This window comes from Nocardia sienata NBRC 100364 (genome assembly GCF_001613205.1).
Lineage (GTDB): Bacteria > Actinomycetota > Actinomycetes > Mycobacteriales > Mycobacteriaceae > Nocardia > Nocardia sienata.
On record NZ_BDBX01000002.1, the window covers coordinates 1 to 14,882 of the forward strand.

At 67.9% G+C, this 14,882-nt stretch carries 10 protein-coding genes; 4 read left to right on the forward strand and 6 right to left on the reverse strand.

What is annotated here, in order from left to right; genetic code table 11:
- Positions 1–2,457 (reverse strand): helix-turn-helix transcriptional regulator (locus tag NS4_RS00505; RefSeq protein ID WP_157105813.1); only part of this gene is annotated, 2,457 nt, incomplete at its 3' end.
- A gap of 599 nt (positions 2,458–3,056) precedes the next feature.
- On the reverse strand, positions 3,057–3,371 hold the full coding sequence (locus NS4_RS00510; RefSeq protein ID WP_063057474.1) for a hypothetical protein: 315 nt from the start codon (positions 3,369–3,371) through the stop codon (positions 3,057–3,059).
- A 306-nt stretch (positions 3,372–3,677) separates the two neighbouring features.
- On the opposite strand from NS4_RS00510, the gene NS4_RS00520 reads away from it, so the two are divergent.
- Positions 3,678–4,493, forward strand: coding sequence for a flavin reductase family protein (locus NS4_RS00520; protein WP_439955747.1), 816 nt, complete (start codon positions 3,678–3,680; stop codon positions 4,491–4,493).
- Between the two features lie 329 nt (positions 4,494–4,822).
- Here the strand turns inward: NS4_RS00520 and NS4_RS00525 are convergent, their stop codons facing one another.
- The 3 genes from NS4_RS00525 to NS4_RS00535 form a co-directional block, all read right to left on the reverse strand.
- Positions 4,823–6,475, reverse strand: coding sequence for a TlrC/CarA/OleB/SrmB family ABC-F type ribosomal protection protein (locus tag NS4_RS00525; protein ID WP_063057476.1), 1,653 nt, complete (start codon positions 6,473–6,475; stop codon positions 4,823–4,825).
- 434 nt (positions 6,476–6,909) lie between these two features.
- Positions 6,910–7,944, reverse strand: a complete 1,035-nt coding sequence (locus tag NS4_RS00530; RefSeq protein WP_063057477.1) for a cytochrome d ubiquinol oxidase subunit II — start codon at positions 7,942–7,944, stop codon at positions 6,910–6,912.
- A 3-nt stretch (positions 7,945–7,947) separates the two neighbouring features.
- The gene (locus NS4_RS00535; protein WP_063057478.1) at positions 7,948–9,369 is read right to left on the reverse strand and encodes a cytochrome ubiquinol oxidase subunit I; all 1,422 of its coding nucleotides are present in this window, start codon (positions 9,367–9,369) and stop codon (positions 7,948–7,950) included.
- A 378-nt stretch (positions 9,370–9,747) separates the two neighbouring features.
- Between NS4_RS00535 and NS4_RS00540 the strand changes: the two genes are divergently transcribed.
- The gene (locus NS4_RS00540; protein ID WP_063057479.1) at positions 9,748–10,167 is read left to right on the forward strand and encodes a hypothetical protein; all 420 of its coding nucleotides are present in this window, start codon (positions 9,748–9,750) and stop codon (positions 10,165–10,167) included.
- Between the two features lie 310 nt (positions 10,168–10,477).
- Here NS4_RS00540 and NS4_RS00545 read toward each other — a convergent pair whose 3' ends face one another.
- Positions 10,478–11,131 carry a TetR/AcrR family transcriptional regulator gene (locus tag NS4_RS00545; RefSeq protein WP_063057480.1) on the reverse strand — a complete coding sequence of 218 codons (654 nt, stop codon included), beginning with the start codon at positions 11,129–11,131 and terminating at the stop codon, positions 10,478–10,480.
- Positions 11,132–11,440: 309 nt separating this feature from the next.
- On the opposite strand from NS4_RS00545, the gene NS4_RS00550 reads away from it, so the two are divergent.
- Together NS4_RS00550 and NS4_RS00555 are read left to right on the forward strand one after the other, a co-directional pair.
- The gene (locus NS4_RS00550; RefSeq protein WP_439955748.1) at positions 11,441–12,724 is read left to right on the forward strand and encodes a lipase family protein; all 1,284 of its coding nucleotides are present in this window, start codon (positions 11,441–11,443) and stop codon (positions 12,722–12,724) included.
- 187 nt (positions 12,725–12,911) lie between these two features.
- Positions 12,912–14,507, forward strand: a complete 1,596-nt coding sequence (locus NS4_RS00555) for a GMC oxidoreductase (protein ID WP_063057482.1) — start codon at positions 12,912–12,914, stop codon at positions 14,505–14,507.
- Positions 14,508–14,882: the final 375 nt, after the last annotated feature.

Consider the following 14,882-nt stretch of genomic DNA (forward strand, 5'->3'; position numbering starts at 1 on the left):
CCGGCCGCGCTGTGGCCTGCGTGCGGCTTCGTCGTTCACTTGATCTTGTCGATCGGCAGGTACGAGGGAGCGGATAGCCGCTCGGGAGCCGATCATCAACTTGTGGAGTACGGAAGCCATTTGAGCGTCGACAGTCTTGGAGGAGCTGCCGCGCCGGACCGCGATGGCCGTGTTGGTCCACCCCGCCGCGGCGAGTACGGCGACCTCCTGCTCGGCCGCCGACAGTTGCTGCCACGGTGAGGGGCGGCTGCGCCGGACCGGATGTTCCACGGGCAACCTGTCCATGGACAGGTCGCCCAGTGCCAGCTGCGCGACTTCGTCGAACTCCGGCCGCAACAGCGCACCTTCCCGCTCCGCCTCCGCGAAGGCGTCGTCGTTCAGTATTGCGCGGGCGGTGTCCGCGGCCGATTCGGTTTCGGTGGCGAACGGGCCGAGGTGGGCGATATCCACGCCGAGCCCCGCGCGGAGAGTGGCCCCGCCGCCGAGCAGGCGTGCGATATCGCGTGCCCGGGCAGTCACGGCCGTGGAGGGCTCATCGCCGGCGGCGTCCACCAGGCGGGCCAGTGTCCATGCCTGGATGTGCACGGCCCACACCGCCCCCCACCGGTCGCGCATCGCGAGCTGATCGGACAGTGTCGCGCGGCACACGGCAAGCGCCTCGTTCGCGTCACCGTGTTTACTCGACGCGATCGCCCATGCCAGCCGCGCCCAGCAGGTCACCCACTGGGCGCCGGAGCGCTCGGAGTTGCGGAGGTGGGTGCGGCAGGTTTCCAGTGCTTGTTCGGCGGTGCCGAAGAATCCGGCGCTCAGCGCTTCGAACAGTTCGCTCATCGCGGCACCGCCCTGGTCTCCCTCGGCGGTGAAACGTGCCCGCGCCCGGGCCAGGACGGTGATCGCCCGCGGATCGCGGCGGATCAGCATCAGCTCGGCACCACGGGCGTATTCGACCGCGGCGGGGAGCCCGAAGTCCACCTCGGGTTCCGCGCGCCAGCGCGCTCGGTCCGCGGCGCCGGGCACGCAGCGGGCGACGCATTCGTCGAGCATGCGTTCGGCCTCGCGGTGGACCCCCTGGCACATGCTGATCCAGGCGATCAGTGACATCGCCACGACCTGCAGCGTCACCGGCTCGGGGTCGAGGTCCCGGGTTGCCGCGAGTGCGCGCTCGGCCCACCGGCGTGGTTCCCGCAATGAGCCGGTCAGGAACGGGATACGTAAGGCGATGAGCCCGGCGGCGATCTCGAGTCCGACTGCCGCCTCGCCCGGTGTGGCGATACTGCTCTCCATGGCCGACTGCAGATTGTCCCCGGCCGCCCGCGCCCAATCGAGCAGCGCCTGCTCGTCCGGCCCGAACCAGCCGGCTCGGGCCGCGGCCACCTTGTCGCGGTAGTAGCGGCGGTGCCTGCGCGCCAGCCGGTCGGCCTCCGCACCGCGGTCCCGGAGGCGCTGCTGGGCGAAGAGTCGAATTGTTTCGGCCATCGAATAACGCACCGTGGTCTCGGTCAGGTGGATCGACACCAGGGACTGATCCACCAACCGCAGTAGCAGGCCTTCGATCTCGGCACGGGCCAATCCGTCCGCGCGGCCGGTGTCGTCGTCGGCGCAGACCGCTTCGATGGCTTCCAGTTCGGCGCCGACGTCCCGTCCGGCCGCGTCGGAGCTGTCGGTGCCGATGTCGTACCCGGCCGCGAACACCGACAGGCGGTCGAACAACAGCTGTTCTTTGTCCCGGCAGAGATCGTAGGACCAGGCGATGACATCGCGGATGCCCCGATGCCGGACGTCCGCGCCGACTCTGGGTCCGTTCTGCCACTGCAATCGCCGGTCGTCCGCCTCACCGCTGAGGTCACGCAGGATCATCGGCAGCGGCTGACGCGACAGCCGTGCGGCCGCCAGCCGGATATAGAGCGGGTGATTGTGTACACGCCGGCAGATCGCGGCGGCCAGGTCGCTATCCGCATCGGAGAGGGTATGTCCGACGAGGTCGGCGCGGGCACGGAACAAGGCCAGCGCCTGCTCGTGCGAAAGCGCGGGCACCGGCACCAGCTGTTCGTCGACCCACCCGATCGCCTCGCGGCTGGTGGCCAGCACGGTGAGCCCGGGTGCCGCGTCGAGTAGACCGGCGATCACCGCACCCGCACCGTCGAGCACATGTTCGCAGTTGTCCATGACCAGGATCGTCTGCGCGTTCCGCCCGGCCGCGTCGCGGCGGCGCAGCGTGTCCAGTACCGCGTCCCAGGCCGACCTCCCGGAGAAATCGGCCTCGATCACCGAGCCCGCGACCTGTTCCTCCACCGCGGTCGCCTCCGCGCCCCGCGGCAGTACGGCCAGCCGCACCCAGTGCACCGGGACGCGCCGTGCCCGTTGGAAGCGCTGCACGGCCTCGGTCGCCAATCGGGTTTTTCCGATGCCACCCGCACCGATCAAGGTCACCAGGCGAGTGCTGCCCAGCAACGCCATCCCGATTCTTTCCAGCTCCCGATCGCGGCCCACGAAATCGCTGGCAGCCGCGGGCGGCAATCCACTGACAGACGTTCGACCTGCCGACACACAGGTAGCCTAGCGGAGCAAGATCCCGGGCATGACCGAAAGAACGCCGTGGTCGACGGTCCCGCAGTACACGCCGCGAGCCGTTGTCACTTCTCGTGACCGCTGCGGAACCCGCGGCTGCGGGCGACGTGCGTCATACCTGCCACCACCAGTTGATCGACGAGATCCCCGGCGGATCGGGTGACGTATCGGTAGGGGAGTCGTTAATGGTGAAACAGTCGGCCACGGTTCGACCGCCGACTGTGTAGCGCTCGACGTCGAGTGCCCAACAGCGGGCCGCCCTCGTCGAATGTGCGATCATCACGAAGGACTCGATCGGTGAGGTCCGGGTCGGAGACGATGACAGCGGCTCCGGGACCGATGCGGATTTTCACGAGCTCACTGCCGTCATTCGCCAGAGTCGACAGAAATGCCGGCGGATCTCTCAGCAACGTCACAGCATGACCGACCGGCCAGAACGCGTGCGCAGCCGGGGGGACCCGGGACTCGGCCATTGCGGGCGGCCGGCATCAGGAACCGACCTCGTGCACGACCAATTCGCCATGCGCTACCAGGGCCGTCTGCAGGACGGTTCGGGATACCGTTTCGGACAGATGGCCGTGTGGGGTGATCACCGCGTTCGCGGCAGCCCGTCGGCATTCCATGAGCAGATCGGCGAACGCGGGGGGAAGCCCCGCGCTCCACGGCCGCGGCTCGTGGAACACTGTGCCCAGTTCGTAGCCGAGCGCGTTCGCAGCGGCTTGTAGCATGCCGTCCGCCGAGCCGCGTTCGCTGAGCAGATCGTCGCGCAGGTACCCGTAGGCAAGTGGCAGTACTTCGGTCATCGCAGACACCATTTCTGTTCGTGCCGGCCGGCTCGGAAATGCTTCTGCCTCGGCCGACGGCAACCCTTTCCACCGATCTCCCTACAGCGCGGAGGCCGGCCTTCGATCTCCCGAGTCCCGGCCGGGGCGGCCGGCCGTTCTCGCCGGTTCACCACGCGTTCCGTGGTGCGGTTCGCGACCGCGCTCGGCGAGAACCCCTCGATCCCGCTGCGGCGTAGCCGCCGATCACCGACGAGTCGAGGATCGCCGGATAGGTAGAAAGGACACATCGGCAGTTCGTTGGCGGCCACGGGTACCACGAGGACCATGACGGGCATCGCGCCGGTGGTCGACGCCGGGTGCTCCGCGGAGGCGGGCTCGGGCAAGCACTACATCGTTACGGCAGGTGGAGCCCCGTATACGGTGGAGCATGTTGCGCACAGCCGTCCCGGCTCCGGAAGTTACCTGGACGGCCGTGCGGCGAACCCGCTGGAAGGAAGTGGCCATATGCGCACGGGTATCGATCCCGACGTGGTGGGATACGGCGACTTCTACAAGGTGTTGACCAGTGTTGTCGTTCCCCGGCCGATCGCATGGGTGTCGACCCGGTCCGGCACGGGAGTCGACAACCTCGCCCCGCACTCCTTCTTCACGGTCTCGTGTGTCGCGCCGCCGATGGTGCAGTTCACATCGGTGGGCAGGAAGGATTCGTTGCGCAATGTGCTCGAGACGGGCGAGTTCGTCGTCTGCCTTGCCACCGAGTCGATGTTCGAGCAGGTGAATGCCACCGGCACGGATTTCCCCGCCGAACTGTCGGAGTTCACCGAGGTCGGGCTGACACCGGAGCCAAGCGTAACCGTGGCGCCACCGCGGGTCGCGGAGTCGCCGGTCGCACTGGAGTGCCGACTCGAACACAGCTTGGAGCTCGGTGACTCGACCGTGGTGATCGGCCGGGTTCTGCATGCCGCGGTCGATGCCGAGGTAGTGCGTACGGATGCCCGTGGCAACAGCCTTCCCGCGATCGATCGGCTGCGTCCACTGGCGCGTCTGGGTCGCAACGAGTGGTCGACGATCGGTGAGGTATTGGATATCGTCCGCATCCCCTACGCGCAGTGGCCGGGCCGTCCCGATCAGGAAAACTGAGGCTTCGGCGCGCGGCGGCTCGGTACCGCCCGCGCTGCGCGGCCTGGATCTCCTCGCGGTCGGACAGGTGAGACCGCACGCCCGTATGCGGTGGTGACGGTGGTGCCCGTCCGCCCCTGAACAGCGTGAAGAACGATGCTTGCGCACGATCTCTCGAGGCCGCTTCCTCCTGTGGCGGGCCGTGGGCGCAGCTACAATATCTCGCCGGACACCGAGTCGATCACCTATGACAAGGCTTCAAAACCAGAGCCGACCAAAACTCCCGGGCACGGCCCGGAGTCCATCGACCCGGACGGAGCCGGCCGGGGACTTCCGCCGGGCCGCCGCTGTCATGCCGGCTGCGCGAGTGCCGTGCCCGTGTGCGAGCACACTCCGTCGCGGATCTCGAGCCGAGTGCCGCGGAAGCGCTCGCGGATGCGCCGGTCGTGGGTGACCATCACCACCGCGCCGCGATATCCGGTCAATGCCTCCTCCAGGTCTTCCACCAGCGCCGGTGACAGGTGGTTGGTCGGTTCGTCGAGCAGCAGCAGGTCGACCGGATCGCTGACCAGACGCGCCAGTTCGATCCGCCGTCGCTGCCCATAGGACAGGTGGCCGACCCGCAAATCCAGGTCGCCGGGGCGGAACAGCCCCAACCGCAGCAGTTCGTCGGCGTACTCCTCCGGATACCACGGGCGGCCGTGGGCGAAGGCCTGCAGCACCGTCATCTCCGCCGGCCACGGAACCCCCTCCTGCCGTAGATGGCCCACGCGGCCGTGTATCCGCACCGAACCGCTGTGAGGCTCCAGTTCTCCGGCCAGCACACGCAGCAGGGTGGTCTTACCGGCGCCGTTGGGGCCGGTGACCAATACTCGCCGGCCCGCGGCCAGCGATATCTCGCCGACCTCGAGCCGTCCGGTCACCCGCACACCCATCAGCTCGGCCACCGGCATTTCCGGAGTCGGCGTGTACTCGGCCAAGTCCGGCGTGAAACTCAACGGATCCGGCGGTGCGGCGACCGGGTTGCCGGTGAGCCGCTCGAGGCGTTCCTTGGCGTTGCGGATTCGCGCCCGGGCACCGTGGTCGCGGCCGCGCGCCCGAAACGGTCCGGCCGCGAATACCGCCAGCGGCAGCTTCCGCGGGATCGACTCCAGCCGTGCACTATTCGACTCCGCCATGCGACGACTGCGGGCAAGATCCTCCTTCCATCGCTGATGTTCCTCCACCATTCGCCGTCGCTGCGCCGCCTTGGCGCGCAGGTAGCCGTCGTACCCGTCACCGAAACGGGCCACCTGCCCATCGGCCACCTCGAGCACCACATTCGTGATCTGCTCCAAGAACACCCGGTCGTGCGTTACGGCGACGATGGTGCCGCGGTGGCCGCGGAGATACCGTTCGAGCCAGTCCACCGCGGCATCGTCGAGATCGTTGGTGGGTTCGTCGAGCAGCAGTACCTCGGGGGCGGCCGCCAGCGTGGCCGCCAGCGCGAGCCGGGACCGCTGCCCGCCGGACAGTGTGCCCAGCAGGCGGTCCCGGGCGAGGCCCGGGAGTCCGAGTCCGGCCAGCGCGGTGTCGACGCGCTGATCGGCCTGGTACCCGCCGCGCGCCTCGAACTGGGCCAGCAACTCCGCGTAGCAGATCAGCGCCGGTTCGAGTGGTTCTTCGCCGCCCAGTTCGGTTTCCGCACTGCGCAGGCGGCTCTCCAGTTCGCGGATATCGGCCAGTGCCAGATCGATCGCGTCGGCGACGGTCGCGGTGCCCGGCAGCTCCAGTGATTGCGGTAGGTAGCCGATCCCGCCGGGCGCCGACACGCAGATCTCACCGTTGTCCGGCAGTTCCTGGCCGGAGAGCAGCCTCAGCAGTGTCGATTTGCCGGACCCGTTGTCGCCGACGACCCCGACGGTTTCGCCGGGCCGGATCGAAAGTGAGACGCGGTCCAACACGGTGCGGTCGCCGTAGCGTTTGCCGATGTCGGAGAGGGTGAGTCGAGCAGCGGTAAGCATGAATATCCTCCTGTTTCCGGCACGCGGCCGTGATCACGGGAACCCACACGCCGGACGAGCCGGTCGCGACCGGAGGACGTCGTGGGTGGAGAACGCGGAGGCATGCTCGCCCGAGGAGCAGCGCTCGACGCGTCGGGGTGTGATTACAGGAAGAACAACAAAGTACCCATGAGGCGCTTGACAATATCGGCGCTGAAGTGAACTGTCAACCCCTGTATCGGCGCACTTTGCGCTGAAGCCCGCCGGTCCGACGAGCCCGAACCCCGCCGGCTGTTCAGTCGGCGTCTCGCATGGCTACCTCCTCCGCGCTCGCCATACCCCCGGCCATAGCCGCGAAATGCCCTCTGGCGGGCCCACCGAGAGACGGCGACGACGCGAGTAGAGACCCGCGCTGTAGGCACGCCGGGCACCCGGCAGAGCGACGGACGAACCCATTACGGTCTGCGGGTCTCGCGGGCAGCGGTGGTTTCGTCACGAACCCAGGCGTCGGATTGGGTGAGCCAGAAGAGATAGGCAAGTGCGGGTAGCACCGTGACCGCCGCGATAGCGACGACTGCGAGTAGGGCGAGGAGTGTGGCGCGCGCGCCCGCGGCGTCGGCGATCAGCATCTCGTCGACCAGCATCCACGGCGTCTGGGCCACGGCCCACCCGATGACGATCGCCGCCACCGCGGCCAGCGCGGAGACTCTTGCCCATCCGAACCTGCGGCGGAACACCAGAACCAGAGTGAGCGCACCGGCTGCCGCGGACAGCGCGATCAAGGGCAGCGCCCGCCCGAGCAGTTCGCCACCGAGCGTCGGCGCGTCGCGCCGGATCGGCGCTATCGCCGCGATCGCGATCACACCGGTCACGCCACCGACCACCAGGGTGCGAGGCCGCAGATATTCCGCCAGCCGGCGGTCGCCGGACCGGGCGGCGTCGGCGGTGAGGAACACTCCGGCCAGAAACGCCGAGGTGCCCACCGCCAGGGTGCCGCCGAGCAGTGAGGTCGGATTCACCCAGGAGTTCACCCGGTCGCCGTATCCTTGCGCCGGAACGCGGCCCGAGGCGATCGCGCCGACGACGGTGCCGAAGAAGAACGGGGCGATCAGGGACGCTCCGGCGAACAAGGCGCCGAACAGGCGAGCCTGGGTCATCGTCGCGGAGTACTTACGGAACGCGAAGTTCGCCCCGCGAAGGACGATTCCCAGGAGGGCGAGGCTCATCGGAATGAACAGAGTCGTCATGATGGCGGCGAAGGCCGTGGGATAGGCGGTCCACAGGAAGACCAGTATGTAGATCAGCCACACGTGGTTGGCCTCCCAGACCGGCCCGATGCTGTGGTCGATCAGCACCCGCAGGCGGCCGCCGCGGCGCGGTCCGCCGGCGGTCAGGTCCCAGAACCCGGAGCCGAAGTCCGCCCCGGCGAACAGCGCGTACAACACCACCCCGGTGAACATCGCGGTCGCGACCACATCCGACAGGTCCATCGGTCACCGCCCTCCAGCATCTTGTGCCCGTTGCGCCTGGTCGACGGGTGAGGCTCCGGGACCGTAGGGAGCCGCGATCGTCTCGCTGCCGGCGCGCCAGCGCCGGGTCATCGAACGCAACACGACTACCGCCCCCGCCGTCATACCGAGGTAGACCAGCAGCACACCGGTGTAGCTCCACCACAGTCCGGTACTCGTGCTGGCGGCATCGTCGGTGCGCAGCACCTGCCACACGGTCCACGGTTGCCGGCCGACTTCGGTGGCGATCCAGCCGCATTCGAGCGCGAGTACCGCCAGCGGTCCCGCGACGACGGCTGCCCGCAGAAACCACCGGTGACCCAGCAGATCACGCCGTCGCCACCGCATCAGCCAGAACACAGTCACCCCGAGCGCCAGCAGGGTGCCGATGCCGACCATGGTCTGGAACGCCAGGTGGGTGATATTGACCGGCGGCCGATCTCCCACCGGGACCGAGTCGAGACCGGGAACGGGCGCGGTCAACGAGTTGCGGGCGATGATCGAACCCAAGCGCGGGATATCGAGCGCCCAGCGGACCTCGCCGTCCACCAGCACTCCGCCCATACGCAGCGGCGCCGGACCCTCGGTGGTGGTGGCCAATTCGAACGCGGCCAACTTCGCCGGCTGCGTATCGTGCACCCGCATCCCGAGAATGTGCCCGACGACAGGCTGTAGCAGCGCGGCGACGGTCGCGAAGACGAAGGGCACTGTGAAGCCCAGCCGGTGGTGGGTATCGTGGCGGCCGCGCAGCAGGCCGGCGGCATAGACGCCCGACACCACGAAACCGACCACCATGAACGCCCCGACCCACATGTGGGCGAATTGCAAGAAGGCCCCGCCGTTGAACATCGCCCGCCACGGGTCGACGTCGGTGACCTCGCCGTCGACGATCCGGAAACCGGTCGGGTTGTTCATCCACGCATTGACGCTGACGACACAGAATGTGCCCACCACGCCCGCCACCCCCATCGGGACGAGCATCGCGAGATGGCGTCGCGGCGGCATACGTCCCCAGCCGTACAGATAGATCCCGAGGAAGATCGCCTCGATGAAGAACGACAGTCCTTCGAAGGCGAACGGCAGACCCAGTACGTCGCCGTAGCGCCCCATCAACCCCGGCCACAGCAGTCCCATTTCGAAGCTGAGCACCGTCCCGGAGACAGCGCCGATGGCGAACAGGATCGCTGAGACAGTCGCCCATCGCCGGGCCAGCCCCAGCGCGACGGTGTCCTCGCGGGTCAGGCCGCGTCGATGGACGACATAGATCATGGCGGGGAATGCGACACCGAAACAGGCCAGCACGATATGCCAGCCCAGCGAGAACGCCATCTGCTGACGAGCGGGCAACAACCCCGGTGGGCTCTCGCCACTCGCCCCGAGGAGCGCGACCACTGTGCTCGACACCATCACAGCCCCTTCCGTCACCGGCGAACAGATCGGTCGACCCGCTCGGCCCCTGCCCGGTCGACCCTCGCGCGCAACGCTAACCGTTTCCTACGGTGCGGCGTCCCCACCGCGCCGATACCCGCCCGGCGAGCAGAGCCTCGGAGCGATGCGCGGTCGAGCGTTGCTCTGTGACACGGGCCCGCGCGGCCCGGCCGGCTCACCGACGAGACCTTTGTGTCCGTCGGCCAGGCGGGCGATTCGTCACCCCGCGCTCGCCCACGCGGAAGATAAGGATCTACGCCCGGAGGCCGGCGACGGGCAGAATTCCGCGCAGCGATACCGAGCGCCGGCGGTGTGAGAGGGCGATGACTCTGCGAGGCCGTCGCTACAGTGAGGGGCGTGGGTGCGTGGGGCGTCAAGGCGCTGGAGAGCGACGAGGGTCTGGAAGTGGTGGCTCTGGTCGGGGAGGTCTCCTACGGCCGGGCCGAGGTCACGGCCGATGAACTCGTGAACGCCGTCCGCTCGGAGGGGTTGCTCGGCGACGATCCCGCCGCGGACGAGTACCTGTACGACGTGACCGCCCTGGCGCTCGCCGAGATCCTCACCGGAGACACCGCACAGCTCGCGGACCCGACGTTCGGCCAGACCGTTTTCGTCCCGACTCCCGAGGGCATTGCTGTGCTGGTCACGTGGCTGACCCGGCTGTATGGTGCGGGCGTGAATCGCGAGTTCCTGGAGCTGCGGTCGAGCGACCCACGCCACAGCGTGCACCTCACGACGGTTATCGGGGCGCTGGGCCGCATACAGGACGCTCGATAGCCGCTCCTGCCGCGAAAGAGATCCTCGGGCCTCCTCTCGACTCGGTCGAAGGTTCCGGGAACTACGGCCGCCGGGTGTTCGGATGTCTGTCCTGACACCGGAACTCTGGTGTCCTACCGGGTCGTGCATTCGGCTACACCACCTTCGCTGCGGCGACGCATCGACTGCTTCAGTGCGAGTTCTCTATGGGAATTGCCGGTCGCGGGCGATGGGGTCGACGCCGGACTGTGACGAGACCGGTGGTGCTGGCCAACGGTCGGTTCGGCGCGGCGAACAGCTGGTACGACGCTTGCTGATCCCGTGGTAGGTCTCAGGCTTGAAAAGGGCCTGCGAGCGAGGCGATCACCTCCGAGCGGGGTGTCCGGTCCTGCTCGGCGTCTGTCGATACCGCGGCGACCGCGTCGGCGTGGTTGTCATGGGTCAGCCGGTAGACCGCGCGCTCGAGGATGGGCAGGATCTCGGTGATCTCGAGGTTGCGGTCGGCGAATCGTCCGATCAGCGCGTAGGTCATGTTCGCCAGGACCAGCGCGATGTCTTCCACATAGGTCGGATCTGCATTTCGGAAGAGGGCGGCGATGATCGGCTGCATCGCGTTGATGCCCTGGGCGTCCAGCCGCTGTCCGCTCGGAACGGTGCGGGCCCGGTGGTAGGCCTCGAGCATCCGGGGGTTACGTTCCCACGGTTCGAAGACGTAGCCGAGGACGCGCATCAAGCCATCGTGCAGCGTTTCCCCCGGCTTCGGCCGTTCCATGGCAGTGAAGCTGTGGGTCGACATCCAGTGTTGGACAGCGGTGACGATCAATTCGTCGCGATCGGCGAAGTGCTTGTACACGGTGGCGAGAGATATGCGCGCGCGCCGCGCCACCTCTCTGAGGTTGACGCCTTCGTATCCTTCCGACTCCAGCAGGTCGAGGACAACGTCGATGATCTGCCCGGTCGGCGCTGGTTTCGGTTTCCGGCCCACGGGCCCACGGTAGCGATCGTGCGCAGGCGCAGGCAGATCAGTGTGTCGTTCTGAGCGGTCAGGAGCTGATGCCGCGATGTGTCGAACGGTGCAGTGTGCGAGTCCCGAGCGGCCTGCCGGGGCCGGTCGCCTTTTTCGGTAACTGTGTTACTGTTCGGTAGTTCGCAGCTGTGACGGGCTTCATCCGGCCACGCTGCGTCATTCGGGACGCTCGAGCGAGGGGGTCCCGTCGAGGTCGATGGAGAGGTGACGATGTATCGGCAGCGTGGGCAGAGCTCTTGCCGGAGGGCGACGCGACAGGCCGTTCGGATGACTGCGGTCATGGTGGCCCTGGTCTGTGCGGCCGGTGTCGCGGTGGTGGCGGCAGAACAGCCGCGGGCCGCGGCTGCTCCCGAGGCGTTCTACACCCCGCCCGAGCGCATCCCGGCCGAGCCCGGCACGGTGATCCGGACGCAGCCGATGTCGCTGCTGGCCACTTTGCCTTCGGATCAGGGGTGGCCGGGTAGGGCCGAGCACATCATGTACACCTCCCGGTTGCAGGACGGTTCACCGATCGCGGTGACCGGAACCTATATCGACGCCGCGGGGCCGTGGCTGGGTGCGGGTCCGCGGCCGACCGTGGTGATCGGGCCCGGTACCTCGGGACAGGGTGACCGGTGCGCCATGTCGAAGGCGTTCTCGACGGGTATCACCATCACCACCGATCCGTCGCCGTCGCTGTCGGCGAATCAGGAGCTGCCGTCCTCGGCGGTGTGGAGCCGACTCGGTGCCCGCGTCCTGGTGACCGACTACATCGGACTGGGCACCCCCGGAATCCACACCTACGCCAACCGGATCGAGGAGGCGCACGCCGTCCTCGACGGTGCGCGGGCGGCCAACAACCTGGCGGGTACCGGTGCCGAGACCCCGCTGGTGTTGTGGGGTTATTCCCAGGGCGGCGGCGCGGTCGCGGCGGCCGCGGAAATGCAGTCGGCCTACGCACCGGAACTGAACCTCAAAGGAACATGGGCCGGCGGCCCGGTGGCCGACCTCGCCGCGATCCTCGAACGGATCGACGGTGCCCTGATCGGCGGTGCGATCGGTTTCGCCATCAACGGGCTCCTCGCCCGCTATCCCGACCTGGGGAAAGCGGTCGACCGGGTGACCAACCAGCACGGCCGCGACACCCTGGCGGCGTTGAGCGACGCCTGCATCGGCGATGTCATCACCCATTACCCGTTCCTGAAGACCAGTTCGCTCACCCGCGACGGCCGCCCGCTCAGCACCCACCTGCAAGCCATCCCGGAGGCCGCCCCGGCCCTGGCCGACCTCCGGGTCGGCACCCTCACCCCCGCCTCACCGGTGCTGGTCACCAGCGGCCGCAACGATGACACGGTCCCATACAACCAGGCCCGCCGGCTCGCTGACGACTGGTGCGCCAAGGGCGCGACGGTCACCTTCCGCACCAACGAGTTACCGCCACTGCTGCCCGGAACCACCATCCCCAACCATTTCGGGCCCGAGATGATCGACGGGTTCGGACCCGACAACGCGATCACCTACCTGCTGGATCGCCTGGCCGACAAGCCGGTATCCGGGTGCACGATCAACTGACCGGCCGACGCCGAGATATGTAGCGCCTGCACGAGAAGTGCCGTGCGGGTCCCGACACCGCGGCGCATCGGGTTGTCCCGTATCACGCACACCACCATCCGCGGTGTGCGCTTCAGCCACGCCTCGTGCCGCCTTTCCACAGGGGGACTTCGTCTCCGATGACACAAGACGACAAAGGAATTGAGTGATGAAGGCAATCACGCGCCGATCACTGTTGACCGGCGCAGCCGCCGCAGGTGCCACCCTCGTGGGGGCACGCGCGATCGGGTCGCCCGCGCCGGCCGCCGCTCAGGTGGGCAACGTGCCCCTGAACTATGAAGAGCACCGGGTGGTGGTGATCGGTTCCGGGTTCGGTGGTGGTGTCAGCGCTCTTCGTCTGGCTCAGGCAGGTGTGCCGGTGACAGTGCTCGAACGGGGACTGCGCTGGCCCACCGGACCGAACTCCGAGACCTTTCCCCGTGCGACCGCGCCGGACAAGCGATTGTTGTGGTGCCGGTCCAGCCCGAGTCTGTTCGGCCGGCCGCTGATGTTCGAGCCCTACACGGGTCTGGTGGAAGCGGTAGCGGGGGAGAACATGACCGCCCTCTGCGCGGCCGGTGTCGGCGGCGGTTCGCTGGTCTATCAGGGAATGTCGCTGCAACCGGCGGAATCGGTGTTCAACACCCATTTTCCGCAGGAGCTGGACTGGCAGTTGATGAACCGGGTCCATTACCCGCGGGTGGCGACGATGCTGGGACTCGCCGAGGCGCCCGACGAACTGGTCGAATCCGAGAACTACCGTGCGGCCCGGGTGTTCGCCGATCGGGTGCGTCGCGCGGGGATGCCGCTGTCGAAGATTCCGATGCCGATCGACTGGGAGTTCGCGCTGGCCGAGTTGCGCGGAGAGATGAAACCCTCCTACACCAACGGTGACGGCGCGATGGGTGTCAACAACGGCGGCAAGCACTCCGTGGATGTCACCTATATCGCCGCCGCGGAAGCCACCGGCCTGGTGCGTGTGCAGACCCTGCACGAGGTGACCGATATCGAGCGCGCACCCGATGGCCGCTGGATCGTGCGGGTACAGCGTCTGGACACCACCGGCGCGGTGGTGGAGCGCAAGGTGCTCACCACCGGTGCGCTGATCTTGGCAGCCGGCAGCGTCAACACCACTCGTTTGCTGGTGCGCGCGGCCGCCAAGGGTCTGATTCCCGATCTGCCGGATGGCCTCGGCACCGGCTGGGGTACCAATGCCGACCGTATCTACGTCTGGACCGACCCTTCCGCGGAATTCGGTGCGCCACAGGGTGGACCGGTCGTCTACGGCAGCCTGAACTGGGACGACCCGCACACCGCGCACACCGTCATCCAGGCATCAATACCGCCCCTCGCGCTGGACCCGCGCAGCACGGTGATGGTCGGTTACGGCGTCAGCGACGGCCGCGGGGTGTTCGCCTACGACGCCGCGCGCGAGGACGCGGTTCTGCGGTGGCCGCACGAGGGCGACGGTTTCATCCAGAACGGGCACATCGGGCCGGCCGTGCACAGAATCGCGGGCCCCGACGGCGCATTGCTGGACACCAACGCATTGTTCCCCTCGACCTGGCATCCACTGGGCGGCGCGAGCATGGGTACCGTGTGCGACCTGGACGGGCGTGTGCACGACCAGCGGGGCCTCTATGTTCTCGACGGCGCCCTGATGCCCGGTAACACCGCCGCGTGCAACCCCTCGATGACCATCGCCGCGGTCGCCGAACGGGCCCTGGACAACCTTGTCGCGCAGGACGTCGGCACACTCATCTGAGCCGTCTCCGGAAACGTGAGTGGTCCGAAGACCGGTGGCGAACGATAGAGCCATTGCTGCGGTGCAGTCCGGCCGGAGGTCGGATCAGCTGTCGGAGGTCGCCGCGGACTCGGTAGAAGAAGCCGCGCTCGGGCTCGTCCACGTCATCGACCACATAGCGGGCCCCGGAGCGCCAGAGGTCTCTGGGGAACTGGACCTCCAAGGACAACACGTGATTTCGGCGCGGTCAAATTGTGGGAACCGGGCTCTACGTCGGTCGTACTTCCCGGTGATACCGAACCGCATATCGTCTACCACCTCGACGAGCCCACCGTCAGCTTGCTGATCCGCACGCACCCGCGGCCGGAGTATTCGACTCAGCACAATTATTTCCCC

What these genes read in the sequence shown, in the direction of transcription:
- NS4_RS00550 (WP_439955748.1), top strand. Translation starts at nt 11,441, where the DNA reads ATGACTGCGGTCATGGTGGCCCTGGTCTGTGCGGCCGGTGTCGCGGTG.
- NS4_RS00555 (WP_063057482.1), top strand. Translation starts at nt 12,912, where the DNA reads ATGAAGGCAATCACGCGCCGATCACTGTTGACCGGCGCAGCCGCCGCA.
- NS4_RS00535 (WP_063057478.1), bottom strand. Translation starts at nt 9,369, where the DNA reads ATGGTGTCGAGCACAGTGGTCGCGCTCCTCGGGGCGAGTGGCGAGAGC.
- NS4_RS00510 (WP_063057474.1), bottom strand. Translation starts at nt 3,371, where the DNA reads ATGACCGAAGTACTGCCACTTGCCTACGGGTACCTGCGCGACGATCTG.
- NS4_RS00525 (WP_063057476.1), bottom strand. Translation starts at nt 6,475, where the DNA reads ATGCTTACCGCTGCTCGACTCACCCTCTCCGACATCGGCAAACGCTAC.
- NS4_RS00520 (WP_439955747.1), top strand. Translation starts at nt 3,678, where the DNA reads ATGACGGGCATCGCGCCGGTGGTCGACGCCGGGTGCTCCGCGGAGGCG.
- NS4_RS00530 (WP_063057477.1), bottom strand. Translation starts at nt 7,944, where the DNA reads ATGGACCTGTCGGATGTGGTCGCGACCGCGATGTTCACCGGGGTGGTG.